Raw genomic sequence first — 25,268 nt, 5'->3', positions numbered from 1 at the left:
TTGCGTTACCTTGTTGGGTAAAAACCGGTAAGACCTTATTGAAAAGCCTGCACGGATAAATGTCAATCTTCTGATGGTGTTAAATGAAAAGAGGGAGCCAGGCCCCCTCTCTCAACTGGCTTATGCCAGTGCTGCTTTCGCTTTTTCGACCAGAGCGGTGAACGCTACTTTGTCGAATACTGCGATGTCAGCCAGGATCTTACGGTCGATTTCAACAGAGGCTTTTTTCAGGCCGTTGATGAATTTGCTGTAAGAAATACCGTTCTGACGTGCTGCTGCGTTGATACGCGCAATCCACAGTTGACGGAACTGACGCTTACGCTGACGACGGTCACGGTAAGCGTACTGACCTGCTTTGATAACAGCCTGGAAGGCAACGCGGTATACGCGTGAACGCGCACCGTAGTAGCCTTTAGCTTGTTTCAAAATTTTCTTGTGACGTGCACGTGCAATTACACCACGTTTTACGCGAGCCATATGTGCTCTCCTGTATCTATATTCTTAGTAAAAAATTAAACGTTAACGGCTTATGCGTACGGCAGGCACGCGATAACCAGACCCAGATCGCCTTTAGAAACAAGGCCTTTTGGACGCAGGTGACGTTTACGCTTAGTAGATTTTTTGGTCAGAATATGACGCAGGTTTGCGTGCTTACGCTTAAATCCACCACCACCGGTTTTTTTGAAGCGCTTAGCAGCACCGCGTACGGTCTTAATTTTTGGCATCTTAATAACTTCCACTTCGCATTGTTAAATAAACGAAACATAGGCGAACAAAACCTATGAAACCCGAAGGCTCCACAGATTTTGCTGCTTGAAGGCCTTACTGTTTCTTCTTAGGAGCGAGCACCATGATCATCTGGCGGCCTTCGATCTTCGTAGGGAAGGATTCGACTACTGCCAGTTCACTCAGATCGTCACGGACGCGGTTAAGCACTTCCATACCAATCTGTTGGTGGGCCATCTCACGACCGCGGAAACGCAGCGTGATCTTGGCCTTATCGCCATCTTCCAGAAAGCGAATCAGGCTGCGGAGTTTTACCTGATAATCGCCATCGTCGGTACCAGGACGGAATTTGATTTCCTTAACCTGGATAACTTTTTGCTTCTTCTTCTGTTCCTTAGAAGACTTACTCTTTTCATAAAGGAACTTGCCGTAGTCCATGATACGACAAACTGGCGGTTCGGCGTTAGGGCTGATTTCAACTAAATCTACTCCAGCTTCTTCAGCCTTTTCGATCGCTTCTCTCAGACTCACAATCCCCAGCTGCTCGCCTTCCAGACCTGTTAAGCGAACTTCCTGGGCGCGAATCTCGCCATTGATACGATTCGGACGTGCCGTTTGAACTCGTTTTCCGCCTTTAATACCTTATTCCTCCAGTTGTTGAAGACTGCGGCTGCGAATCTCTTGTTGCAGCTTCTCAATCACTTCACTTACGTCCAAGCTGCCCAGGTCTTTACCACGGCGGGTGCGAACGGCAACTTTGCCTGCTTCCACCTCTTTATCACCACAGACCAACATATACGGGACACGACGTAAAGTGTGCTCGCGGATTTTAAAGCCAATCTTCTCATTTCTCAAGTCTGCTTTTACGCGAATGCCCGCATTTTGTAGTTTCTGCGTCAATTCTTTAACGTAATCTGCCTGAGAATCGGTAATGTTCATCACCACGACCTGCACTGGCGCAAGCCAGGTTGGGAAGAAGCCCGCGAACTCTTCGGTCAGGATGCCGATGAAGCGCTCCAGAGAACCGAGAATAGCACGGTGAATCATGACCGGTACCTGACGCTCGTTGTCTTCGCCAACATAAGAGGCGCTTAAACGCTGCGGCAGGGAGAAGTCCAGCTGTACAGTACCGCACTGCCATGCGCGATCGAGGCAGTCATACAGGGTAAATTCAATTTTCGGACCGTAGAATGCGCCCTCGCCCAGCTGGTATTCGAACGGAATACCGTTCTCTTCCAGCGCTACGGCGAGATCCGCTTCTGCGCGATCCCAGGTCTCATCGCTACCGATACGTTTTTCCGGACGCGTTGAGAGTTTGACCACGATCTTCTCGAAGCCAAAGGTGCTGTACATATCGTAGACCATACGAATACAGGCGTTAACTTCATCACGAACCTGATCTTCAGTACAGAAGATATGCGCATCATCCTGCGTAAAGCCACGCACGCGCATCAGACCGTGCAGCGCACCCGATGGCTCGTTGCGATGGCAGCTACCGAACTCCGCCATACGCAGCGGCAGGTCGCGGTAGGATTTCAGACCCTGGTTGAAGATCTGAACGTGCCCCGGGCAGTTCATTGGCTTGATGCAGTATTCACGGTTCTCGGACGAGGTGGTGAACATCGCATCTTTGTAGTTGTCCCAGTGGCCGGTTTTTTCCCACAGCACACGGTCCATCATGAACGGGCCTTTCACTTCCTGATACTGGTACTCTTTCAGCTTGGAACGTACGAACGTTTCCAGTTCACGGAAGATAGTCCAGCCATCGTTATGCCAGAACACCATACCCGGCGCTTCTTCCTGCATGTGGTACAGGTCAAGCTGCTTACCGATTTTACGGTGGTCACGCTTCGCGGCCTCTTCCAGGCGCTGCAGGTACGCGTTCAGGGCTTTCTTATCCGCCCACGCGGTACCATAGATACGCTGCAACATCTTGTTGTTGCTGTCGCCACGCCAGTAGGCGCCAGCGATTTTCATCAGTTTGAAATGATGACAGAAGCGCATGTTCGGCACGTGCGGTCCACGGCACATGTCGACGTATTCTTCGTGATGGTACAAGCCAGGCTTGTCATCATGAGCAATGTTTTCATCGAGAATAGAGACTTTATAGCTCTCGCCACGCTTGACGAAGGTTTCACGCGCTTCGTGCCAGCTGACTTTCTTCTTGATGACGTCATAGTTGGTCTCGGCGAGCTCGTGCATACGTTTTTCGAGCGCGTCGATATCTTCCTGGGTCAGGGTGTGGTCAAGATCAACGTCGTAGTAGAAACCGTTGTCGATAACCGGACCGATCGCCATTTTGGTGTTTGGCCACAGCTGCTTGATAGCATGACCCAACAGGTGTGCGCAGGAGTGACGAATGATCTCCAGACCTTCTTCGTCTTTCGCGGTGATGATTGCAAGCGTCGCATCGTTTTCAATCAGATCGGACGCATCAACCAGCTCACCGTTCACACGGCCGGCGATGGTCGCTTTCGCGAGGCCAGGACCGATGTCCAGGGCGACATCCATAGGGCTAACAGCGTGGTCGAAATGGCGTTGGCTGCCATCAGGAAGAGTAATTACAGGCATTTTATATCCTTATTTGCAGTGATGCCCCACACATAAGAGCATATACAAAGAAAATAATCGTGATTTGACAATAGATTACGACACCATCTGACCAACAATCGTCAAATTGGTTCGTCATCATGCACCTGCCGAATTCAGATTAATGCGGATTTACGGCAAGCGACGTAATGTTAACACTATCAGCAAGGAGATTGCACCCTCTGCAGCCAGAATGATGGGCTGGCACGTAGCGTAAATTTGCAGATTGCATCTCTCCGGCGCTCGCATTTCAGACATGCTGGGCTACTCTTGAACATGCCTTTTATATCAACAGGTGCATACCATGAATGTATCCAGTAGAACGGTTGTGATTTTGAACATCCTTTCCGCAACAGGTCTAGTGTTGATCCTCGCCGAACGATTCCACTGGTTCTGAGCCGACCCCTTGTTGGCATAACTCGATCGCTCCCGGGAAGGCGCATCTTTTGGCCCCGTTTGATAGACTATGCGTATCAACGAACAAGGATTAGGTTATGCCAACAAAACGATTTGCCGTAAAACACTGGAAAATGGTGCTGGTGCTGGTTGCCATCTGCGGTGCAATGCTGTTATTTCGGTGGGCGGCAATGATTTGGGGCTAAGTACAAATAAAAATAAATGCCGTTGCGCGTGATGAGAATTTATTGGCGCGGGTTAACCATAATAATGAAAACGGGCCGACACTTTCATCGGCCCGCTATGATTACATTTTATAGCCCAGCGAAATCGTGGTTCTGCGATCGGTATGATCCGGTGCCGTTTCTGGCGGTGAAGAGTTCCAGGTCACGTTGTAGGCCAATTTCAAGCCGAAGTGTTCATTGATAGCCACGTTCAAAGCGCTTTCGGAGTTCAGCGTCGTATCCTCGGCACCAAACACAGAAACACCCTGCGTAAATTTGGTGTTGTCGGTCATCTGCCAGGCATACGTGCCGGAAGCATAGCCCAGCGGCTGGGTTTCATTTTCGCCATTGGTGTACTCGTCATAGCGGACACCAGGACCGAATTCGAAACGGAGGCTGTGTACCGGACCATTCAGGAACTGACGACCATAACCGGCGGTGAACACATCGCGCTGGCGATAGCCGTTGAAGCGGTCAGTTAACCAACTTGCCTGACCAAAGATGTAGTCATAGTCGGTCATGTTGTAACGGCTACGTCCACCGACCGCGTATTTCTCGGATGAGCGTTCATCGTTAGCGGACGTATTGCTGGCATTCCCCCACAGCGACCATGCAGTGGTATTGCCGTACCAGGTCAGGGTGCTGTCCGCCGTCAGAGAAGAGCTTTTCGTATTACCCGATTGCGCGAGATACCCGGCGTTCAGGTTACCTTCAAACGGTTTTTTGGCAGTGGAGGGATCGTCCATGACAGTAAAAACGGTGTCATCGGCGGCTGCATTCAGTGATGCAAAAACGCCACCCGCCAGCATCAGTGCTGCGGGTACTGTCTTCAAAAGCTTCATTTTATTTAAGGAGTCCGTACAACAAAAAAAGAGACCACCACGGTCTCGGAAACTTTCTTGAGGATCAATGACAAGGCGTCCAGAGAAAGGTAACAAATTATAAAAAGGCGCAAATAACATAGCAATATTTTCTTATTTCATTTTTTGAATAAGAACGATCTCAAAACGCGTTTTATTTTATATATCCCTCATCGCATTTATGTCAGCATTCATTTTTAAAATCATACTGTTATTTACATTGCCTTCCTGTCGATCGGTGCCAGGCTTAAAAGAACCCATGCTAAAAGGAGGTTATGATGGCTTCTATTTATACGCTGACGCTCTCCCCTTCCCTCGACTCCGCGACCATAACGCCGCAGATTTACCCGGAAGGTAAACTACGCTGTAGCGCACCCGTATTTGAGCCGGGCGGCGGCGGGATTAACGTTGCGCGCGCGATTACCCACCTCGGCGGTAAAGCGACTGCCATATTTCCGGCCGGTGGTGCCACGGGGGAGCATCTTGTTGCCTTGCTGGCCGATGAACAGGTTGCCGTGGATACCGTAGACGCCAAAGACTGGACCCGGCAGAACCTGCATGTCCACGTTGAGTCCAGCGGGGAACAGTATCGTTTCGTTATGCCAGGCGCCAGGCTGAGCGATGATGAGTTTCGTCAGCTGGAAGAAAAGGTGCTAACCATTGAAAGCGGCTCGCTGCTGGTCATCAGCGGTAGCCTGCCGCCAGGTGTCAAAACAGAAAAGCTGACAGCACTGGTTGATGCCGTACTTCAGCGCGGAATTCGCTGCATTGTCGACAGTTCAGGCGAAGCCCTGCAGGCGGCATTAGAACCCGGACAGCTTGAGCTGGTTAAGCCTAACCAGAAAGAGCTGAGTGCGCTTGTTAATCGCGAACTTAGCCAGCCGGATGACGTGCGTACTGCCGCAGAAGAACTGGTTCGCAGCGGCAAAGCGCACCGCGTTGTCGTCTCTCTCGGTCCTCAGGGTGCGCTGGCCGTCGACAAGACGGGCTTTGTGCAGGTTGTTCCGCCCCCAATGAAGAGCCAGAGCACCGTCGGCGCAGGCGACAGTATGGTCGGCGCGATGGCGCTGAAGCTGGCGCAGGGCGCATCACTTCTGGAGATGACGCGCTATGGCGTCGCGGCGGGGAGTGCCGCCACCATCAATCAGGGAACGCGCCTGTGTTCGCTTGCCGATACGCAGAAAATCGTCGATTACCTGTCACGAAGCTAACCGATATATCCCCCTCCTGACGGAGGGGGAATATCTGTGGAAGTCGCCAAATATGGCGTATCGACTATGCTAAAAAAACTTTCAGGATAACAACGAGGTGAATTATGAGCAGTGGTGATATCACCCGCTACGTCGTGACCATCAGCCTTCATGAAGCATCGCTGACCGAGCTTAACGAGCTCAACAATGCCTTTACACGGGCGAATTTCCTGCTCACGCTAACGGATGACGAAGGTCATATTCATGATTTAGGCACCCTGGCGTTTGGCCTGATCGCAGCCCTGAGTGAAGAAGAGGTGCATGCGCTGGCCGCCAGCCTGGTGGAAAGCGTGACCGACAAGCCTGCCGACATCACCGTGGAGACGTGGGAACGCTGGCAGAAAAAAGAACAATAAGTGCCCTGCATGAAATTAATCCGCTCAGGTGTGCGTTAGTTCGTATTTTTTTACCGCAGTTATGCGCTAACTTTATGATCTGGCAGACAACATGGGAGAGTCAACATGTGGCAGGCAATTAGTCATCTTTTACATGAGCAATTGGGTGAAGGTGAAATTGAACTGCGTAACGAGCTGCCGGGCGGGGAAATTCACGCCGCGTGGCATTTACGCTACGCAGGACGCGATTTGTTCGTTAAATGCGACGAGCGAGAGCTGCTCCCGATTTTTACCGCTGAAGCCGATCAGCTTGAACTGTTGTCCCGTAGTAAAACGGTGACGGTACCAGAGGTGCTGGCCGTGGGCAGTGACCGGGACTACAGCTTTCTGGTGATGGACTATCTCCCTGCCCGCCCGTTGGACGCCCATAATGCCTTTATTCTCGGGCAACAGTTAGCGCGCCTGCACCAGTGGAGCGACCAGCCCCAGTTTGGTCTCGACTTCGACAACGACCTTTCCACCACGCCGCAGCCCAATGCCTGGCAGCGCCGCTGGTCGACGTTCTTTGCCGAGCAGCGCATCGGATGGCAGCTTGAACTGGCCGCAGAGAAAGGGCTGGAATTTGGCAACATTGATGCCATCGTCGAGCATGTGCAACAGCGCCTGGCCTCCCACCAGCCTCAGGCGTCTTTGCTGCACGGTGATTTATGGTCCGATAACTGCGCGCTGGGCCCCAACGGCCCGTATATCTTCGACCCGGCCTGCTACTGGGGCGACAGAGAGTGCGATTTGGCCATGTTGCCCCTGCATCCTGAACAACCGCCGCAAATATACGATGGCTATCAGTCTGTCTCCCCCCTGCCGCCGGACTTCCTTGAGCGCCAGCCCGTGTATCAGCTCTATACGCTGATGAACCGAGCCATTCTTTTTGGCGGGCAACATCTGGTCAACGCCCAGCGCGCGCTTGAACGCGTGCTTGCGGCTTAAAGACAAAACGGGTGGCCTTGCCGCCACCCTAATTCGTTACAGAAAACCGAGCAGTGAGAAGAAGAAATATCCCGCCACGATGATGATAACCGGCAGGATATAGAGCGGGAAAATTTGCAGGAAAATGGTGTGACGAGGCACCACAATGCGGGATTCAATCTGCTCCCGGCTCATTCCTTCAGGACCTTTCGCCTTCTCAAGGATAAGCTGATCTTCCACCCCTTCGCGTAAAAAACGGGTCTGGCGACTCATTCGTGCGCCCGATGCCTGCAGCGCCATCGCAATAAAAATCAGCGCATAGATAATCCAGAACCCGACATTCAGCTGCTGGTGAAAGTCCGGCGTTGGCGAGTTGAACCAGAAGACGTTCAGGAACGGGGTGTTAAACCGCACCATCTCAATCATGACATGCGCAAAATCAAGCATTACCGCATTAATGCCCGGCTGTTTTTCGCTGTGATCGTACATAAACTTCAGCACGGAGATCAGCGTAGAAATGACGGCGGGAATAAAAATCACCCAGCCTGCAATACGTTTTAAGACAGCAATGCGTCCAGCTTGTTGATACGTCATCAGTTCCTCTTCATAAAGACGCGTGATTTGAGCCTAAGTCTACCTGCTGGACATCAATTTCGCCCGCTCTTTAAAAGCAATATGCTAAATTGCAGACTGTGCTTAGCACTTATCGTCTGTCGAACACCTGGATAAGGAGACGTTGTGATGTCGACACCGCGCCAGATACTTGCCGCTATTTTTGACATGGATGGATTACTGATTGATTCCGAGCCGTTGTGGGATCGCGCCGAGCTGGATGTGATGGCCAGCCTGGGGGTTGATATCAGTCGCCGTAATGAACTTCCCGACACGCTGGGCCTGCGTATTGATATGGTCGTTGACCTGTGGTACGCCCAACAGCCGTGGGTTGGGCCCGATCGCGACGAAGTCACCTCGCGTATTATCAGCCGCGCCATCGCGCTGGTGGAGGAGAACAAGCCGCTCTTGCCGGGCGTACATGAGGCTGTCGCGCTGTGCAAATCTCAGGGGCTGAAGGTTGGCCTGGCTTCCGCTTCACCGCTGCATATGCTGGAAAAAGTGCTGATCATGTTTGAGCTGCGCGACAGTTTTGACGCCCTGGCGTCTGCGGAAAAACTGCCCTACAGCAAGCCGCATCCGCAGGTCTATATGGACTGCGCCGCGAAGCTGGGTCTTGATCCGCTTACCTGCGTCGCGCTGGAAGATTCAGTAAACGGCATGGTGGCCTCCAAAGCCGCGCGTATGCGCTCCATTGTGGTTCCCGATGAAGAAAATCGCCACGATCCGCGGTATGCTCTTGCCGACGTTAAGCTGAATTCGCTGGCTGAACTGACGGTACAACACCTGCGCGGCGAATAGCCCCTCCTACAGGCAGCGTCATGCTGCCTGATAAAAACAAAACACAGTTTCATTTTGTTTGCTTTTCTCATCCCTGCCTCCTATCTTTAACGTCAACACGACGATAACCAGCTTCTGAGGCGCGTATGATACTGGACACCTTTACTCTTTCAGGCAAAGTAGCCCTCATCACCGGGTGCGATACCGGGCTGGGGCAAGGCATGGCTATTGCGCTGGCGCAGGCAGGTTGCGATATCGTTGGGGTAAATCGCAAAGCTCCAGAGAAAACGGCCAGCGCCGTCACCGCCCTGGGAAGACGTTTTGTGGCTATTCGGGCCGATCTGAGCCAGCAGGAAAATCTTCAGTACGTCGTGGACACCGCCGTGGCGGAGATGGGACGAATTGATATTCTGGTGAACAATGCCGGGACGATTCGCCGGGAGGAGGCTCTGACTTTCAGCGAAAAAGACTGGGATGACGTTATGAACCTGAATCTCAAGTCGCTCTTTTTCCTCTCTCAGGCGGTCGCTAAGCGATTTATCACCCAGGGCCAGGGCGGCAAAATTATCAATATCGCCTCTATGCTCTCCTTTCAGGGCGGCATTCGCGTGCCGTCGTATACCGCCTCGAAAAGCGGCGTGCTGGGGATCACGCGCCTGCTGGCAAATGAGTGGGCGCTACATGGCATCAACGTGAATGCCATCGCGCCGGGCTACATGGCGACGAACAACACGCAGCAGCTTCGCGATAACGAACAGCGTAACGCGGAGATCCTTGACCGCATCCCGGCGGGTCGATGGGGAATACCGGATGACCTTCAGGGGCCGGTCGTCTTTTTAGCCTCCCCCGCATCAGATTACGTGAATGGTCACACCTTAGCCGTCGACGGCGGCTGGCTGGCGCGCTGAGGCGCGTTTGTGACAAACAGTTACACCGTCACCTCTTTCGCCCACTGTATAAAAACCCTATACTGTATAAATTGACAGTTTCGTGGGTTTTATCATGACGGCGGAAGGCCACCTGCTTTTTTCAATTGCGTGCGCAGTATTTGCCAAAAACGCAGAACTTACTCCCGTGCTTGCACAGGGAGACTGGTGGCATATTGTCCCTTCCGCCGTTTTAACCTGTCTGCTGCCCGATATTGACCACCCAAAATCCTTCCTCGGACAGCGCCTGAAGTGGGTGTCGAAGCCCATCGCCCGCGCGTTCGGCCACCGCGGGTTTACCCACAGCCTGCTGGCCGTTTTTGGCCTGCTCACGCTTTTCTATTTAAAAGTCCCTGAAAGCTGGATAGTGCCGGGCGATGCCATTCAGGGCATGGTGCTGGGTTATTTAAGCCATATCCTCGCCGATATGCTGACGCCCGCAGGCGTGCCGCTGCTATGGCCCTGCCGCTGGCGTTTCCGTTTTCCGATCCTTGCGCCGCAGAAAGGGAATCAGCTTGAACGCGTGCTGTGCATGGCGCTGTTCGCCTACGCCGTCTGGATGCCGCAAACCTTGCCCGAAAACAGTGCAGTGCGCTGGTCTTCCCAGATGATCAATTCGCTGCAATTTCAGTTCAATCGTTTTATTCATCACCAGATTGAACAGTAAACCAACAAAATCATTCCATTTGTGATAAACCATTCCATTTGGATATAAGCGCCACATCACACTTCTGCTAACCTTCCGCCAACAGGATCGGGAAAAACCGATCCCACATAATAAATCAGGAGAACGGGGATGAATTTTCCACTCATCGCGAACATAGTCGTGTTCGTCGTATTACTATTGCTTCTCGCGCAGGCGCGCCACAAACAGTGGAGCCTGGCGAAAAAAGTACTGGTCGGTCTGGTCATGGGTGTGGCGTTTGGTCTGGCCTTACACGCCGTCTACGGCTCCGATAGTCCGGTACTGAAAGAGTCCATTCAGTGGTTCAACATTGTCGGTAACGGCTACGTCCAGCTGCTGCAGATGATCGTTATGCCGCTGGTGTTTGCCTCTATTCTGAGCGCCGTAGCCCGTCTGCACAACGCAACTCAACTGGGTAAAATCAGCTTTCTGACCATTGGTACGCTGCTCTTTACCACGCTGATTGCCGCGCTGGTGGGGGTGCTGGTTACCAACCTGTTTGGCCTGACGGCCCAAGGTCTGGTACAGGGTACCGCTGAAACGGCGCGTCTGACCGCAATTCAAACCAACTACGTGGGTAAAGTGGCTGATCTGACGGTTCCGCAGATGGTCCTCTCCTTCATTCCGAAGAACCCGTTTGCTGACCTGACCGGTGCAAGCCCAACCTCTATCATCAGCGTGGTGATCTTCGCGGCATTCCTGGGCGTGGCTGCGCTTAAGCTGCTGAAAGACGACGCGCCGAAAGGCGAACGCGTGCTGACGGCGATTGATACCCTGCAAAGCTGGGTGATGAAGCTGGTCCGTCTGGTCATGCAGCTGACGCCATACGGTGTTCTGGCACTGATGACCAAAGTGGTAGCCGGCTCTAACCTGCAGGACATCATTAAGCTGGGTAGCTTCGTTGTCGCCTCTTATCTGGGCCTGGGCATTATGTTCGTGGTGCACGGTATCCTGCTGGGCGTGAACGGCGTCAGCCCGCTGAAATACTTCCGCAAAGTATGGCCGGTACTGACCTTTGCCTTCACCAGCCGTTCCAGCGCAGCGTCTATTCCGCTGAACGTTGAAGCACAGACCCGTCGTCTGGGCGTACCGGAATCTATCGCCAGCTTCTCTGCCTCCTTTGGTGCTACCATCGGTCAGAACGGCTGTGCGGGGCTCTACCCGGCGATGCTGGCGGTGATGGTTGCCCCAACCGTGGGTATCAACCCGCTGGATCCGGTCTGGATCGCCACGCTGGTCGGGATTGTTACCATCAGCTCCGCCGGCGTTGCAGGTGTCGGCGGCGGTGCAACCTTCGCCGCGCTGATTGTGCTGCCCGCGCTGGGCCTGCCCGTCACGCTGGTGGCCCTGCTGATCTCCGTTGAACCGCTGATCGACATGGGCCGTACCGCGCTGAACGTGAGCGGCTCCATGACTGCCGGTACGCTGACCAGCCAGTGGCTGAAGCAGACCGACAAAGCCATTCTGGAAAGTGAAGACGACGCCGAACTGGCGCACCGTTAATCTCGATAGAAATAAAAAAACCGCCTGATGGCGGTTTTTTTATGGCTGTTATTCTTCAACCTCTTCATCCTGGCGGATTTGCGTCGCCCATCGCTGGGCTGACTCCGGCACGGAAAACGCCGGCGACCGGCGGAAATGTTCCCCCATCAGGACAAAAGCCACATATTTACCGCGAAGCAGCCAGACATCACGAAAACCATCCACTTTCAGGGCATGGTCAGGCGGCGCGGGCTCAACGCGGGGCACATAGCTAATAACCTGGCGGTTTTGTTGACGAAGAGGTTTCATAAGCGACGGATTCACTAAAGCAAATTCTTGAAGCAGGAAAATTCTATGATAGCCGATCCTGCTGCCTTACGTCGCGCTCCGAGTGGGTGAGATGGCTCCTTTCGTTAATAACGTCATGTGAAAACTCTTAGTTAGCGAGCTATCTCACGACATTGTTCTATCCTTAATAGGGTTTTTAGCAATGGATAAAGGAGAAGCGTGCAATGTCGAACAAAGATAAATCACATCAATCACCGATTCATGGCACTGAAGAATCTCAACCGGGTATGGACTCTCTCGCCCCTGCTGACGGCTCTCACCGCCCCTCGCCGGGCCCATCAGCCCCTGGCGAACAACCAACCGCGCCGGGAAGCATGAAATCGCCGGACACCGGAAACGAGAAGCTGAAATCGCTTGAGCCACACCGTAAAGGCGGCGAAGGTTTTGCACTCACCACCAATCAGGGCGTGCGCATTGCTGACGATCAAAACTCCCTTCGCGCAGGCGCGCGCGGGCCGACCCTGCTGGAAGATTTCATCCTGCGGGAAAAAATTACCCATTTTGACCACGAGCGAATTCCGGAACGCATCGTTCACGCGCGCGGTTCTGCGGCGCACGGCTACTTCCAGCCCTATAAAAGCCTGAAAGCGATCACCAAAGCGGATTTCCTCTCCGACCCGGATAAAATCACGCCGGTCTTTGTACGTTTCTCCACCGTGCAGGGTGGCGCAGGTTCGGCAGATACGGTGCGTGATATCCGCGGCTTTGCCACCAAGTTTTATACCGAAGAGGGTATTTTCGATCTGGTGGGCAATAACACCCCGGTGTTTTTCATTCAGGATGCGCATAAATTTCCTGACTTTGTCCATGCGGTAAAACCGGAGCCCCACTGGGCCATACCCCAGGGACAAAGTGCGCACGATACCTTCTGGGACTATGTCTCCCTGCAGCCTGAAACCTTACACAACGTGATGTGGGCGATGTCCGACCGTGGGATCCCGCGCAGCTATCGCACGATGGAAGGGTTCGGTATTCATACCTTCCGCATGATCAACGCGGAAGGAAAAGCCACGTTTGTGCGCTTCCACTGGAAGCCGGTAGCGGGCAAAGCCTCGCTGGTATGGGATGAGGCGCAGAAGCTCACCGGGCGCGATCCGGACTTCCATCGCCGCGAACTGTGGGAATCCATTGAAGCGGGTGACTTCCCGGAATATGAACTGGGCTTACAGCTGATCCCGGAAGAAGACGAGTTTAAGTTCGATTTCGACCTGCTTGACCCGACAAAACTCATCCCTGAGGAGCTGGTGCCCGTTCAGCTGGTGGGCAAAATGGTGCTTAACCGCAACCCGGATAATTTCTTTGCCGAAAACGAGCAGGCCGCGTTCCATCCGGGCCACATCGTCCCCGGACTGGATTTCACCAACGATCCGCTCTTACAGGGACGCCTGTTCTCGTATACCGATACGCAGATTAGCCGTCTTGGCGGGCCGAACTTCCACGAGATCCCGATTAACCGCCCAACCTGCCCGTACCATAACTTCCAGCGCGACGGGATGCACCGTCAGGATATTGATACCAACCCGGCAAACTATGAGCCGAACTCCATCAACGACAACTGGCCGCGAGAAACCCCGCCGGGGCCGAAACGCGGCGGATTCGAATCGTACCAGGAGCGTATCGACGGCAACAAAATTCGCGAGCGCAGCCCCTCGTTCGGTGAGTATTACGCCCACCCTCGCCTGTTCTGGAACAGCCAGACGCCGATTGAGCAACAGCACATCATCGGCGGCTTTAGCTTCGAACTGAGCAAAGTGGTGCGCACCTACATCCGCGAGCGCGTGGTCGATCAGCTGGCGCACATTGATATTCAGCTTGCCCAGAGCGTGGCGGATAACCTTGGTATCACGCTAACGGACGAACAGCGCAACCTTGCGCCACCGAAAGAGGTTAACGGCGTGAAGAAAGATCCATCGCTGAGCCTGTATGCGGTGCCTGGAGGCTCGATTAAAGGCCGCGTGGTCGCCATCCTGCTGAACGACAAAACTCGCGCCAGCGACGTGCTGGGGATTATGCAGGCGCTAAAAACGCAGGGCGTACACGCCAAACTGCTCTATTCCCGCATGGGTGAAGTGACCGCCGATGACGGCTCCGTGCTGCCGGTGGCGGCGACCTTTGCCGGCGCGCCGTCGCTGACCGTCGATGCGGTGATTGTGCCGTGCGGGGATATTGCCAGCCTGCTCAACAACGGTGATGCCATCTATTATCTGCTGGAAGCTTATAAGCACCTGAAGCCCATTGCGCTGTCCGGCGACGCACGACAGTTTAAAGCGCAACTGAAGGTGGCCGATCAGGGTGAGGACGGCATTGTCGAGGGCGATAACGTTGACGATGCCTTTATGACGAAGCTGTTTGATTTGCTCGCCGCGCACCGCGTCTGGTCGCGCAGCAGTAAGATCGATCAGATTCCGGCGTAAAAACCATTCCCGGTTGTGCGGCCTGATGCCCTCACCCCGCCCCTCTCCCACGGGAGAGGGAGAAAACAATAAAAACGGTAACCCAGGTTACCGTTTTGCTTTTACCTCGCCGCCCGGCACTTCTTACAGATCCCCAAACGTCCCCAACCGATACCCACGCTCGGCAATGGCGTATTTCAGCGACGGCGACGTCAGGACATCCAGCTCCGCCAGGCGCGGCCAGCAGTAGGCGCTCTTACGCACGGTGTTATCGACAAAGGCAGGATGCGCCATAACCTCCAGCGACCGTTCCCCCCGCGCGGCGGAATCCTCCAGCACCTTCAGGAACAGCGCTTCGTCGATCTCGTCACCGTAAAAGGCACTGCTGAACCCCTCTGTTGTTGTCACGGCAAAATCCGGCACGCCCTGCACCTCTCGATCCACGCGCATCGCCACGCCTTTGCGTTGGGCAAACGCCGCAACAATCGGGAAAATCGCCGGGATCATGTGCACATGATGGTGGCTGTCGATATGCGTCGGCGCCTTGCCAAAAAGATCAACAAAGCGGTTGTACTGGCAGTCCAGCTCACGGGCAATCTCCTCGAGCGGCAGAGCGTCCTGCTCCGCCAGCGCCCAAATCCATTTGCCCAGCAGACCGTCACGCGTCAGGCCCGGCATAGGCGAAAGCGGCATCCCGAGCGTCAGCACAAAATGCATGCCGACACCCAGCTCTGGCACCTCGCGGCTCAGCTGCGCCGCGTGTTCAACCGCTTCACCGTTCACCAGTGCCGTTGTAGAAGTCACTACCCCGCGGCGACAGGCTTCAATAATGCCGTAGTTCTGGCCTTTCGAAAGGCCAAAGTCATCAGCATTAACGATCAGCAGGTTTTCCATTGTGCGTCCTCTCAGTGTTGTTTGAACTTCAGCTTCTCAATCGTGGCGGCAAAGTTCGGCAACCATTTTTCATGCGCCAGGATCATCTCGCTGGCCAGTTGCTCCGCATCGCGGTCGGAATGCACCAGCGGGCTGAGGTTCAGCGCCAGAAGCACGTCATTGAGTTCACCGCTCAGCGCCGCGTTGCTCGCCGCCACTTCAAAGCCTTTGATGGTGTGGATCAAGCCCATAACTTTGTCGTCGAAGTGGGTGATACGTGGATGCGGTTTAGCCCCCTCGCGCCCCAGAATGCAGGTCATCTCGACGGCCCAGTCCGCCGGGATATTGTCGATATGGCCGTGATGCGGCACGTTAACATAGTGCTCCGCCTGCTTGTCGTTGTAGATGGCGTTGATCACCTCACACGCTGCATCGGAGTAATAGGCCCCACCGCGCTGCTCAAGCGCTTTCGGTTTGACGTTCAGGTTCGGATCTTTATATAAATCGAACAGCTGCTTCTCAACTTTCTGAACGATTTGCGCACGCGCGCCGCCCTTATAGTACTCGCCCATTTCGATAGCCAGCATCTCTTTCTGCTTGAAGTAGTAAAGCAGGTATGAGCACGGCAGCAGATTCAGCGAGCGGATCAGCCCTTCGCTGAACGGCAGGTCAAAGATGTTCTTCACGGAGGCCGCGGTCAGGCGACCGGAAGCCACGCCGTCGAGCAGTTCGGCAAAGCGCGATTTTCCGTTCACGATGACGTCTTTAATGAACACCATGTGGTTCAGGCCGAACAGATCGATTGAGAGATCGTCACTGTCGGTCAGCTCCAGCACGTCGCGGATAAACATCTTCATGCCGATCGGGATATTACAGACGCCGATAAAGCGTTTGAAATTGGTATGACGATATACCGCCTCGGTCACCATTCCGGCCGGGTTAGTGAAGTTAATCACCCACGCGTTCGGGCAGATCTCTTGCACATCTTTGACGATGTCGAAAATCACCGGAATGGTACGCAGGCCTTTGAACAGGCCGCCCGCGCCGTTGGTCTCCTGCCCCAGGTAGCCGTGGCTCAGCGGAATACGCTCGTCCAGCTCGCGCGCTTTTAGCTGGCCGACGCGCAGCTGAGTGGTAACGAAATCCGCATCTTTCAGCGCCAGGCGACGATCGAGGGATTTATGCACGATCATCGGCACGCCCGCTTTCTCAACCATGCGCTTGCACAGGTCGAAAATAATATCCAGCTTCTCCTGACCTTCCTCAACGTCCACCAGCCATAATTCGCTGACCGGTAATTCATGATAACGTTTCAGAAAACCTTCGAGTAATTCCGGGGTATAGCTGCTGCCGCCACCAATGGTTACGACTTTTAATTTCTTTTGCATAATATCTCCCTTAGTGTATCAGGTTAATCGCCTGCAAGGTATAGCGTACTCTTCCCGCTATTTGGGCAAGCCATTAAAGCAATATTTATGGCGGGTAATCCGCCGAAAGTTAATTAATTACCGTTAAATTCTTCCGGTAGCTGTTCGGTGTGAATGAGGTCAACTTCTTAAAAGTTTTAATAAACAGGCTGGGACTGCTATATCCTGACTCATAGGCAATATCGGTGACAGAATAGTTGGTAATCTCCAGCTGTTTTTTGGCAAAATTAATGCGGATTTCATTAATAATTTGCACCGGCGTTTTACGATAATAACGCTGCGTCGCGCGGGTCAGATATTCCTGGGATTTCCCCGAGAGGGATACCATATTTTCCAGCGCATTTTCGCTGAACTGGCCTTTATCGTGCATCAGTTCCACGGTGCTGCGCAGCCACTGTGGAACATCATCCGTCACCTGCTGCTCTTCACGGTGATGCCGCAACCGGTTCATCACGTAGAAGGTCACCGTTTCAATAAATTCATCAAACTCATTGTCGCGGAAGTTAAGCGAGGCGATGACCGTTTCAATCCAGGTCATGAACTCGTTTTTCACACGATATACCTGGGACGCCACAAAGCAGAACGGCACCAGCGGCAGATAGTGCTTCTCAAAGAAGCGTCTGCTGACGCCCACGTTCAGAATGCGGGTCGCGCCAAATTCGTAAAAGCTCTGGTGATAGGAACCCATCGGCAGGAAGACAAAATCCCCTCGCTCCAGCAGGACGCGCTTACCATTGATCTCCTGGTAGTAGCGGCCGGTCAGAACAATCGTGAACTCATAGTAGTCATGCTGGTGCAGACCGCTGGCGCTCTCCGTCTTGTTGTAGATAACCACGTGAAAATTTTTGCCATTAAACAGTTGTTGTTCAAATGCGGTTTTGATTTCCATCGTGCTGACCTCCTGCTGCTCAATCCGACCTAGTGCATTTTCTCGTGAAGCTCAATCAACTCCGCCACCAGCTCACGCGCCAGCATGGACGTCATCAGGTGATCCTGAGCGTGTACCAGCACCAGGCTGACCTTCATCTTCCCTTCGCCCTGGTCGCTTTCAATCAGCTTTGTCTGCACCAGGTGCGCTTCGTTCAGGGCCGTGCGGGACTGCTCCATCATGGTTTTCGCGGCGGCGAAATCGCCCTGCTTGGCCTGCTTCAGTGCGGCATACGCCAGGCTGCGCGCCTGCCCGGAGTTGATGATGAGGCCCATCACCACTTCTTCGAGATCGTTCTCTGCGGCTTCGTCTGCGACGATACTATCCAAATCTAACATGTTTTAGCTCCTTGTGGCTGGCGCGGGCTTCCCCGCGCCGGTCAATATTAGAATTTCAGTGAGAGGGCAATTTCCTCTTCGCTCTCTTCTTCATCAATAATGGTGGCAGCTTTGTTCGCAATCGCCACGAACGGCATGTACAGCAGGGTGGCAATCCCGAGGTTGAATATCGCCAGCAGGAAGGCCGCGACGCTACCGTTGGTGTTAAAGAAGGCACCCAGACCTGCCGGCATGGTCCACGGAGCAATGTTGGTGATCGGTGGAATAATACCCATGTAGTAGGCCGTCAGGGTGATCGCTGCCAGCAGCGGCTGCACCAGGATGAACGGGATAAACATTACCGGGTTCATGATGATTGGCAGACCGAACAGAATCGGCTCGTTAATCTGGAAGATGCCTGATGGCAGGGCCAGTTTCGCCACCTGACGATAGTCAGCGCGACGAGAGACAATAAAGACCGCGATGATCAGACCCAGGGTCGCCCCGGTACCACCCAGGAAGATATAGGAGTCAAGCATCGGCTTCGCCCACACATGGAAGGTTTTACCTGCCGCCAGCGCCGCGTCAACGGAGCCGTACTGCTGGTAAAGCGCAACGTTTTCCAGTGCCCATGGGGTCATAATTCCGCTGTCCAGCGCGGCCAGTGCCAGTGAACCATGCACGCCGAAGAACCACAGCAGAGAGGTGAAAATCACATACGCCCAACCGACCACGCCACCCATCGACGCCAGCGGCGTAGAGATAGAGTCCATGATGATCTGGTGGAAGTTCGTGCCCCAGTGAGAGAGCGCCCAGGCGATAATCCCCATGATGGAGAGGATAATGAAGCCTGGGATCAACGCGGAAAATGAACGAGAAACGGAGGCTGGCACGCTATCCGGCAGGCGGATAACCCAGTTGCGACGGATAATAAAGGTGAACATTTCTGCCACCACCAGGCCGATAACAATACCGGAGATGATGTTGGCTCCGCCCAGCCAGTTTGCGCCAACGGCGTAGGCTTCACCCACGCTGTAAGGCGTGACGGTCATAAACGCGGCAACGGATAATAATCCGGCGGCCAGCGGATCCACTTTCCGCTCTTCAGCCAGCGCCATCCCAATAAAGAAAGGCGCCATCAGCGACATAATACCCAACGTACCGTTATATACGTTGCCGCCGATGGCTTTAAAACCATTAAGGGTTTCAATAGTGGAAGCGTCTAACCGAATTCCTAATGAATAAAAGAAGGAACCTTCACCAAAGCTCAGAAAAACGTTGTTAATTAAAACGAACATGGCCCCGGCCAGCGTCAACGGCATTAATTTAATAAAACCGTTTTTGATGGCATTAACGTGAGGCTGCTTTCCTATTTTAACAGCAAAAGGAAGGAGTACCTTTTCAAGTGAAGCGATGACTTTACTCATAGGAAAATACCCTTAAATGCCGTAACGCATGTTACGGCGTAATTGTGTGTGAAATAACTCTTTGACGGGAAAAATAAAAATCAATTAGCAGCTTTTTTAATGGCTGCCACAGCAGCTTTAAGTACACCTAAACCATCGATCTTGCCGTACAGCCCCGAGTCGATCACTTCGACCGGTTTATTCGGTAGCAGTCGTTGAATTTCGGGCAACATATAGGCAATTTGCGGCCCCAGTAACACAACATCGGCTTTCTGGCCTTTTTCGCCCGCCAGCGTTTCCGGAAACGCTTCAATCACCACAGGAACTTCATACTTTTCAGCCTGCGCGCGCATCTTTGACACCAGAAGCGAGGTTGACATGCCCGCTGAGCAGAACAGGTAGATATGTTTCTTTTCCATGATAATTTCCCTCTTGTATGACTACCTGCCGTCGCGCTATCACTCGACTCGCTGTCCCGGCAGACAGGTAGCTTGCGTACTGTTGTTTATCGTTGAAGTGAGTATACGCAATGGTACAGAGGGGAGATAATTCTGGATAGGCCAAAATTGTCTCTCATTGACCTGGCTTGTTGACTACCTTCACATTTCAGGCAAATAATTCGCGCAAAGAAATAAGATTAACGTATGAATAAAAAAACCGGCCCAGAGGCCGGTTTGTTAACATCTTCAGGCAAGCAGGGTTACTGCGCCTTAGGTGCCTGCGGATCGGTGTCGTATTCAGCACAGGTCTGATAGCCGGAGTTAATCACATGTCCGGTATCATCCAGCGCGACGAAGTAGGTTTCTGCCTTACCATCACGTTGACCCAGGATATAAGTCTGACACGTACCGCGCGCGTGAATCATGGTCACTTCAGAAGAAGGCTTGCCGGCGATCGCAGCCACCTGCGAACGTGTCATCCCTTTTTTAACGTCTTTAACCACGGGCTGGGTAAACTGATCCTTGGTGCGATCGTAAGCCGTACACCCTGCCAGCATCGTCAGTACCGCCGCTGCGCTAAGAATTCCTGCTACGTTCTTGTTCATATTCCGTCCTCTTGTTTATCAGCGTGTTATCTAAGCATGGGATAAAAAGTACTATTGTTCAACTTTGTGATTTACGCCAGACGAATTTCGGAAAATTCTAATAAAACAACGATAAGCTGCTAAATCGCCGCAAATTAACGCACTCGAAACTGTGATCCTTGTCGTTTTCCGCCCAAAGGGTTAGTTTTAACAGTTAACACATTCTGTTTATGTTCTGCATACGGAGGGCATGATGGCTCTGCAACAAGAGATTATTCAGGCGCTGGGCGCTAAGCCTGCGATAGATGCACAGGAAGAGATCCGCCGCAGCGTGGATTTTTTAAAGTCGTACTTAAAAAAGAACGCTTTCCTGAAATCCCTGGTGCTGGGCATCAGCGGCGGGCAGGACTCTACCCTGACGGGTAAACTCTGCCAGATGGCGATTTCAGAGCTTCGTGAAGAGACGGGCGACGAAGCGCTGCAGTTTATCGCCGTGCGTCTGCCTTACGGGGTTCAGGCGGACGAACAGGACTGCCAGGACGCCATCGCGTTCATCCAGCCCGATCGCGTGCTTACCGTCAATATCAAAGCCTCAGTGCTGGCAAGCGAGCAGGCGCTGCGCGAAGCGGGCATTGAATTGAGTGATTTTGTGCGCGGCAACGAGAAAGCGCGCGAGCGCATGAAAGCGCAGTACAGCATCGCCGGGATGACCAAAGGCGTTGTGGTAGGCACCGACCATGCGGCAGAAGCGATCACCGGTTTCTTCACCAAATACGGCGATGGCGGCACCGACATCAACCCGATTTTCCGTCTCAACAAGCGTCAGGGCAAGCAGCTGCTCGCCGCGCTGGGCTGCCCTGAGCACCTGTACAAGAAAGCGCCAACAGCGGATCTGGAAGACGATCGCCCTTCCCTGCCGGATGAAGCGGCCCTTGGCGTTACTTATGACAACATTGATGATTATCTGGAAGGCAAAACGCTGGATGAAGGTACCGCGAAAATTATCGAGGGCTGGTACCTGAAAACCGAGCACAAGCGCCACACGCCAATTACGGTGTTTGACGATTTCTGGAAATAAACGCAAAACGTTAATCTTTGCTCCCTCTCCCCTTTAGGGAGAGGGCATCATGCTACCCGGCTCTTTTTTAACCACAGCACACCTGCTACACTGTATACCTGAACAGTATATGGAGCAGTATGTGAGCAGGCGTCAATCAGCCCCGCGTCTTGAGTTTGAAGCGGCGGCTATCTATGAATATCCCGAACATCTTCGCCCCTGGCTTGAGGCGCTGCCCAAACAGCCGGGCGTGTACATCTTTCACGGTGAAAGCGAGACCCTGCCGCTCTACATCGGCAAAAGCGTTAACATTCGCAGCCGGGTGTTATCCCACCTGCGCACCCCGGACGAGGCCGCCATGCTGCGCCAGTCGCGACGCATTACCTGGTTCCAGACGGCGGGAGAAATGGGCGCGCTGTTGCTGGAAGCCCGGCTGATAAAAGAGCAGCAGCCGCTCTTCAATAAGCGCCTGCGCCGCAACCGCCAGCTCTGCTCCCTGCAGATCGCCGACGGCAAGCCGCAGGTCGTCTACGCCCGCGAGGTCGATTTCTCCCACGCCCCGAATCTCTTCGGGCTGTTCGCAAACAAGCGTGCCGCCCTACAGTCTCTGCAGGCGCTCGCGGACGAGCTGCAGCTTTGCTATAGCCTTTTAGGGCTAGAGGGCACCACGCGGGGCCGCGCCTGTTTCCGCTCCGCTCTGAAGCGCTGCGCGGGCGCCTGCTGCGGAAAAGAGAGCGTTGAGGCGCATCACGCCCGGCTCCTCGCGGGCCTGGCCGGGATCAGCGTCAACTGCTGGCCGTGGGACGGCGCCGTTGCGCTAAAAGAAGTGGGTGAAACCATGACGCAGTATCACATCGTCAATAACTGGCTCTGGCTGGGGGCTGTCGATGATTTAAGCGACGCGGCAACCCTGCTGCGCACCCCCGCGGGATTCGACCACGACGGCTACAAAATCCTCTGCAAGCCTGTATTAGCGGGCAAGTTCGAGATCATCGCGCTCAGTGACCCGGCAGCCAGTTAATTTCACTGAACAGCAGGGTGCCCTGAGACTCCAGCAGACGCAGAGTATGGGTCCCCTCCTGCCAGCTGGCGCCCTGATCGGCCGTGAGTAATTTATCACCCAGCTGCCACGCCCCGCTTAATACAAACACCACGCCCCCGCGCGAGCCAAAGGTGGTAAAAGTACGATCGGCAACCCGCACCTTCGCCTGACAGCAGTCGCGCCGGGTCATGATGTTGAAATCCATCGCCATCCTGCCATCGGAAAGCAGCGCCTTCACCGGCAAATCGCCGGCAAAACTGTAAGGCTGATGCTGTTTAAGGGTATGGCAGAACGCCTGACCGGCATCCAGCGTCACCTCCCCGCCTTCCAGCAGGGTAATGACCCGGTCGACACCGGGAAACGAGGAGAATTCGCCGTTGCTGGCGATGGTTGCGATACTGGCACGCCAGAAAAAATCGCGCGTCGCGGGAGGGATACAGCAAATTTCTCGCGTTTCGCCGGCACCATTGCGCCAGAGGCTGACCGGCATCTTACGAATATCAAAGAACTCCATCACCACTCCTGAATGGCACAACCCGTGCCAGGGCAAGGATATCGCTACCCCTGCAGTCTTGTTTGTTATCGTTAGGTATTCACAGACACAGTATCGGCAGCAGAGCGGGCAGGCCTTAGCGGAACGTAAATAAAAATGCTAACGCCATGACTCTACAGACATTCTCTGAAGCGACTACAGGAGAATACCGCGCTGGCGGCGGCAGGCAAGAGGGCAGAATAGAAAAACCGCCGGTCCTGTCCACAGCGATTTCGCTTTTGTGGACAGGATCCCGGCGGTCTTAAGAGAGTGAACCGATTATTCGGTTGGTGCTGGCATTTTACCTTCCATCGCCGGACGTTCTGTCAGACGCTTCTCAAAATTGGCATTAAACTGTTTTTTCTGTTCCGGGGTCAGAATGTTGTAGATCTTGTTCTGGGTTTCCATGTGCGCCAGCATGCGGGCTTTGTGCTGCTCGGCCATTTTGTCGATCTGCGCTTCGGCTTTCGCCTTATCGAAGCTGTCGCTGGCAATGATGTCATGCATTGCGCGGCGCTCTTCCAGCGGAGGACGCTTCATCTGGTCACGCTGGCTTTTCATGATGTCGCGGATCTGCTGCTTCTGCGCGTCCGTCAGGTTCAAATCTTTGAACATCATCATCTCGTGGTGCATACCCGGCTTGCCTTTATGATGCATCATCATTTTGCCTTCAGCTGGCGCGGCGGTGGTGGTGGTGGTTGCGGTATCTGCGGCGAACGCCATGCTGGTAGCGCCCAGAGCCAGGGTAGAAGCAACAAACAGTGCAGTAAACTTACGCATAATTTATTTCCTTTCTTTCAGTTATTCTTCGGCGCTATGCCGTGTTGACGAGATTAACTTTACGGGGTTTATCGTCAATTAATCAGAGCAACGGTAAAACAATGAAAGTGTAAAAAACAATTTTTCGCCAAATGTGGAGGAAATAAGGATAAAGCGTGGAGAGTTGCAACAAGAAATATTCAATACGATGATTTTAAAGCTATTTAGCAGAAGTATAACGAAGTGACGGAGAATAATAAAGCAATTCGCCAGGAATATTCCGTAAAAGAAATCAGAGCGCTTTAATCGCTAAGAAAACATATTTACTTCCCCTCCCGGATGGTGAGAGGGGAAAGGTTCAGGTAAGTTTTTCCAGCATCAGACCGGCCCGCAGGCCAAACGCTACGGAGGGGTTGGGGAACAGCACATATTCGGTGGTTTTCTGCACCTCGTAACGCTCTTCGCCATCTTCCGCCAGCAGAGCCCCTTTGCGAAACGGCGTGAAGTTCAGGGTGTGCGCGGCCATGTGAAGCTGGAAAGCCTCGCTGCGGCGGGTGATCTGCTGTACGACCCGGTACCGCTCAACGGGCTGATGTGCGTGCTCGGTAGCCGTCCCACCGAGCAGCCCCCGAAGCGCGAGCTCCGTAGGCGCAAAGCGCGTGAGATCGTTCTGTCCGAACGGTAGCGCTTTTCCCAGCTCCAGCGTACAGGACAGCGCGCCAAACCGTTCGCAAGTGAAGTGAGTAAAGGTCCCGCCCGGCGACTGATGAAACACCAGCGCCTCCAGCCCGGCATCCCCCAGCCAGCTCAGAAACGCTTCATCCCACGGCTGATTGCGCTGCGGCAGAACGCCGAATCTGACATGGTAAGAGGCGCGGATCGCCGTATGCAGATCCAGATGCCAGCACGCCGATCCCGCCGCGGCAAAAAACGTCGTCACGACGTTCTCCAGCCACTGCGCGCGCGCCGTTTCGTCACTCTGCGGAAACTGCGACCAGCGACCGCCGAACATGCGGTTAATGTCGCTGACCAGGTACCGTTTGTTTTGCGCCAGCGCAGGCGGATTGCCAAGCACCACCAGCACGCGGCACGCAAGGGCGATCTCGCCACGATACAGCGCGCGCAGCAGCCCATCGACGATCTCAACGGGTGCGGTTTCATTCCCGTGGATCCCCGTGGAAAGCAGCAGCGATAACGCGCTGCTGGCCTTCGGTGTCAGCTCAAGCACCCCGCGCCCCAGCCACCGCCAGCGGAATGAGGGGCCTTCCCCTTCACTCTGGTCCGGCGTTTCATCGGCCAGGGTCAGCGCCAGTAAATTTTCCATATCCACT

The 25,268-nt window shown here is 53.9% G+C and carries 29 protein-coding genes and 1 other annotated feature (1 of these 30 running past the window's edge); of the genes, 12 read left to right on the top strand and 17 right to left on the bottom strand.

The annotated features are described in order from the left end of the window. Window positions 1-3 (bottom strand) — a sequence feature (Phe leader region) (it extends 122 nt beyond the left edge of the window). Window positions 4-120: 117 nt separating this feature from the next. From rplT to thrS, 4 genes are all read right to left on the bottom strand, one after another. Then, a complete protein-coding gene (gene rplT, locus AC2FAJ_RS01170) occupies window positions 121-477 on the bottom strand; it encodes a 50S ribosomal protein L20 (protein ID WP_000124850.1) in 357 nt (118 codons plus the stop codon). A 50-nt stretch (window positions 478-527) separates the two neighbouring features. Then, a complete protein-coding gene (gene rpmI, locus AC2FAJ_RS01165; RefSeq protein WP_003030583.1) occupies window positions 528-725 on the bottom strand; it encodes a 50S ribosomal protein L35 in 198 nt (65 codons plus the stop codon). Between the two features lie 97 nt (window positions 726-822). Further along, entirely contained in the window at window positions 823-1,365 is a 543-nt protein-coding gene (gene infC / locus AC2FAJ_RS01160; RefSeq protein WP_023616141.1) for a translation initiation factor IF-3, read from the bottom strand. A gap of 3 nt (window positions 1,366-1,368) precedes the next feature. Next, complete coding sequence (gene thrS / locus AC2FAJ_RS01155; protein WP_028012814.1) at window positions 1,369-3,297, bottom strand: threonine--tRNA ligase; 1,929 nt, start codon at window positions 3,295-3,297, stop codon at window positions 1,369-1,371. Between the two features lie 322 nt (window positions 3,298-3,619). Between thrS and yncL the strand changes: the two genes are divergently transcribed. Together yncL and yniD are read left to right on the top strand one after the other, a co-directional pair. Further along, entirely contained in the window at window positions 3,620-3,712 is a 93-nt protein-coding gene (gene yncL, locus AC2FAJ_RS01150; RefSeq protein ID WP_071787459.1) for a stress response membrane protein YncL, read from the top strand. A 97-nt stretch (window positions 3,713-3,809) separates the two neighbouring features. Further along, the gene (gene yniD, locus AC2FAJ_RS01145; RefSeq protein WP_088205299.1) at window positions 3,810-3,917 is read left to right on the top strand and encodes a small membrane protein YniD; all 108 of its coding nucleotides are present in this window, start codon (window positions 3,810-3,812) and stop codon (window positions 3,915-3,917) included. A 101-nt stretch (window positions 3,918-4,018) separates the two neighbouring features. Here yniD and AC2FAJ_RS01140 read toward each other — a convergent pair whose 3' ends face one another. After that, a complete protein-coding gene (locus tag AC2FAJ_RS01140) occupies window positions 4,019-4,777 on the bottom strand; it encodes a DUF481 domain-containing protein (RefSeq protein WP_028012813.1) in 759 nt (252 codons plus the stop codon). Between the two features lie 296 nt (window positions 4,778-5,073). Between AC2FAJ_RS01140 and pfkB the strand changes: the two genes are divergently transcribed. The 3 genes from pfkB (at window position 5,074) to AC2FAJ_RS01125 (ending at window position 7,367) form a co-directional block, all read left to right on the top strand. Continuing rightward, the gene (pfkB, locus tag AC2FAJ_RS01135) at window positions 5,074-6,006 is read left to right on the top strand and encodes a 6-phosphofructokinase II (RefSeq protein ID WP_041910452.1); all 933 of its coding nucleotides are present in this window, start codon (window positions 5,074-5,076) and stop codon (window positions 6,004-6,006) included. A gap of 104 nt (window positions 6,007-6,110) precedes the next feature. Next, window positions 6,111-6,401 (top strand): type V toxin-antitoxin system endoribonuclease antitoxin GhoS, encoded by a 291-nt coding sequence (gene ghoS / locus AC2FAJ_RS01130; protein WP_028012811.1) that lies wholly within the window; start codon window positions 6,111-6,113, stop codon window positions 6,399-6,401. Between the two features lie 105 nt (window positions 6,402-6,506). Further along, on the top strand, window positions 6,507-7,367 hold the full coding sequence (locus AC2FAJ_RS01125) for a fructosamine kinase family protein (RefSeq protein WP_041910453.1): 861 nt from the start codon (window positions 6,507-6,509) through the stop codon (window positions 7,365-7,367). Window positions 7,368-7,403: 36 nt separating this feature from the next. Here AC2FAJ_RS01125 and AC2FAJ_RS01120 read toward each other — a convergent pair whose 3' ends face one another. Beyond that, on the bottom strand, window positions 7,404-7,940 hold the full coding sequence (locus AC2FAJ_RS01120) for a YniB family protein (RefSeq protein WP_045261585.1): 537 nt from the start codon (window positions 7,938-7,940) through the stop codon (window positions 7,404-7,406). Between the two features lie 147 nt (window positions 7,941-8,087). Between AC2FAJ_RS01120 and hxpB the strand changes: the two genes are divergently transcribed. From hxpB to AC2FAJ_RS01100, 4 genes are all read left to right on the top strand, one after another. After that, window positions 8,088-8,759 carry a hexitol phosphatase HxpB gene (hxpB, locus tag AC2FAJ_RS01115; protein WP_028012808.1) on the top strand — a complete coding sequence of 224 codons (672 nt, stop codon included), beginning with the start codon at window positions 8,088-8,090 and terminating at the stop codon, window positions 8,757-8,759. A 125-nt stretch (window positions 8,760-8,884) separates the two neighbouring features. Next, complete coding sequence (gene kduD / locus AC2FAJ_RS01110) at window positions 8,885-9,646, top strand: 2-dehydro-3-deoxy-D-gluconate 5-dehydrogenase KduD (protein ID WP_060572869.1); 762 nt, start codon at window positions 8,885-8,887, stop codon at window positions 9,644-9,646. A gap of 94 nt (window positions 9,647-9,740) precedes the next feature. Then, window positions 9,741-10,331 (top strand): metal-dependent hydrolase, encoded by a 591-nt coding sequence (locus AC2FAJ_RS01105; RefSeq protein ID WP_032644865.1) that lies wholly within the window; start codon window positions 9,741-9,743, stop codon window positions 10,329-10,331. Between the two features lie 129 nt (window positions 10,332-10,460). Then, the gene (locus AC2FAJ_RS01100; RefSeq protein ID WP_060572866.1) at window positions 10,461-11,852 is read left to right on the top strand and encodes an L-cystine transporter; all 1,392 of its coding nucleotides are present in this window, start codon (window positions 10,461-10,463) and stop codon (window positions 11,850-11,852) included. A gap of 48 nt (window positions 11,853-11,900) precedes the next feature. Here the strand turns inward: AC2FAJ_RS01100 and cedA are convergent, their stop codons facing one another. Beyond that, window positions 11,901-12,176 (bottom strand): cell division activator CedA, encoded by a 276-nt coding sequence (gene cedA, locus AC2FAJ_RS01095; protein ID WP_223239595.1) that lies wholly within the window; start codon window positions 12,174-12,176, stop codon window positions 11,901-11,903. Between the two features lie 167 nt (window positions 12,177-12,343). Here cedA and katE point away from each other — a divergent pair, with 167 nt between their 5' ends. Beyond that, window positions 12,344-14,593 (top strand): catalase HPII, encoded by a 2,250-nt coding sequence (katE, locus tag AC2FAJ_RS01090; protein WP_049000718.1) that lies wholly within the window; start codon window positions 12,344-12,346, stop codon window positions 14,591-14,593. Between the two features lie 123 nt (window positions 14,594-14,716). On the opposite strand, the gene chbG is transcribed toward katE, so the two are convergent. The 7 genes from chbG to osmE all read right to left on the bottom strand — a co-directional run bounded on the left by chbG (window position 14,717) and on the right by osmE (window position 20,568). Continuing rightward, window positions 14,717-15,466 carry a chitin disaccharide deacetylase gene (gene chbG / locus AC2FAJ_RS01085; protein ID WP_041910458.1) on the bottom strand — a complete coding sequence of 250 codons (750 nt, stop codon included), beginning with the start codon at window positions 15,464-15,466 and terminating at the stop codon, window positions 14,717-14,719. An 11-nt stretch (window positions 15,467-15,477) separates the two neighbouring features. After that, window positions 15,478-16,833: a 6-phospho-beta-glucosidase gene (locus tag AC2FAJ_RS01080; RefSeq protein WP_309258229.1), complete on the bottom strand. Its 1,356-nt coding sequence runs from the start codon at window positions 16,831-16,833 to the stop codon at window positions 15,478-15,480. Between the two features lie 109 nt (window positions 16,834-16,942). Continuing rightward, entirely contained in the window at window positions 16,943-17,785 is an 843-nt protein-coding gene (gene chbR / locus AC2FAJ_RS01075; RefSeq protein ID WP_028012801.1) for a transcriptional regulator ChbR, read from the bottom strand. A gap of 5 nt (window positions 17,786-17,790) precedes the next feature. Beyond that, on the bottom strand, window positions 17,791-18,138 hold the full coding sequence (gene chbA / locus AC2FAJ_RS01070) for a PTS N,N'-diacetylchitobiose transporter subunit IIA (RefSeq protein WP_028012800.1): 348 nt from the start codon (window positions 18,136-18,138) through the stop codon (window positions 17,791-17,793). A 47-nt stretch (window positions 18,139-18,185) separates the two neighbouring features. Beyond that, on the bottom strand, window positions 18,186-19,544 hold the full coding sequence (gene chbC, locus AC2FAJ_RS01065; protein WP_028012799.1) for a PTS N,N'-diacetylchitobiose transporter subunit IIC: 1,359 nt from the start codon (window positions 19,542-19,544) through the stop codon (window positions 18,186-18,188). Window positions 19,545-19,624: 80 nt separating this feature from the next. Continuing rightward, window positions 19,625-19,942 carry a PTS N,N'-diacetylchitobiose transporter subunit IIB gene (chbB, locus tag AC2FAJ_RS01060; protein ID WP_014883474.1) on the bottom strand — a complete coding sequence of 106 codons (318 nt, stop codon included), beginning with the start codon at window positions 19,940-19,942 and terminating at the stop codon, window positions 19,625-19,627. 281 nt (window positions 19,943-20,223) lie between these two features. Next, the gene (gene osmE, locus AC2FAJ_RS01055) at window positions 20,224-20,568 is read right to left on the bottom strand and encodes an osmotically-inducible lipoprotein OsmE (RefSeq protein ID WP_003857836.1); all 345 of its coding nucleotides are present in this window, start codon (window positions 20,566-20,568) and stop codon (window positions 20,224-20,226) included. Between the two features lie 232 nt (window positions 20,569-20,800). On the opposite strand from osmE, the gene nadE reads away from it, so the two are divergent. Continuing rightward, window positions 20,801-21,625, top strand: a complete 825-nt coding sequence (gene nadE / locus AC2FAJ_RS01050; protein WP_028012798.1) for an ammonia-dependent NAD(+) synthetase — start codon at window positions 20,801-20,803, stop codon at window positions 21,623-21,625. Window positions 21,626-21,746: 121 nt separating this feature from the next. Continuing rightward, window positions 21,747-22,625, top strand: a complete 879-nt coding sequence (gene cho, locus AC2FAJ_RS01045) for an excinuclease Cho (RefSeq protein WP_032644984.1) — start codon at window positions 21,747-21,749, stop codon at window positions 22,623-22,625. On the opposite strand, the gene ves is transcribed toward cho, so the two are convergent. The 3 genes from ves to astE all read right to left on the bottom strand — a co-directional run bounded on the left by ves (window position 22,603) and on the right by astE (window position 25,261). After that, entirely contained in the window at window positions 22,603-23,160 is a 558-nt protein-coding gene (gene ves / locus AC2FAJ_RS01040; protein ID WP_045261590.1) for an environmental stress-induced protein Ves, read from the bottom strand. The two genes, cho and ves, sit on opposite strands and share 23 nt — an antisense overlap. 297 nt (window positions 23,161-23,457) lie before the next feature. Continuing rightward, a complete protein-coding gene (gene spy, locus AC2FAJ_RS01035; RefSeq protein WP_047364343.1) occupies window positions 23,458-23,958 on the bottom strand; it encodes an ATP-independent periplasmic protein-refolding chaperone Spy in 501 nt (166 codons plus the stop codon). 337 nt (window positions 23,959-24,295) lie between these two features. Continuing rightward, window positions 24,296-25,261, bottom strand: coding sequence for a succinylglutamate desuccinylase (gene astE / locus AC2FAJ_RS01030; RefSeq protein WP_047364342.1), 966 nt, complete (start codon window positions 25,259-25,261; stop codon window positions 24,296-24,298). Window positions 25,262-25,268: the final 7 nt, after the last annotated feature.

This window comes from Enterobacter cloacae complex sp. 385G4, from assembly GCF_057320665.1.
This window is presented reverse-complemented; position numbering and strand designations above follow the sequence as displayed.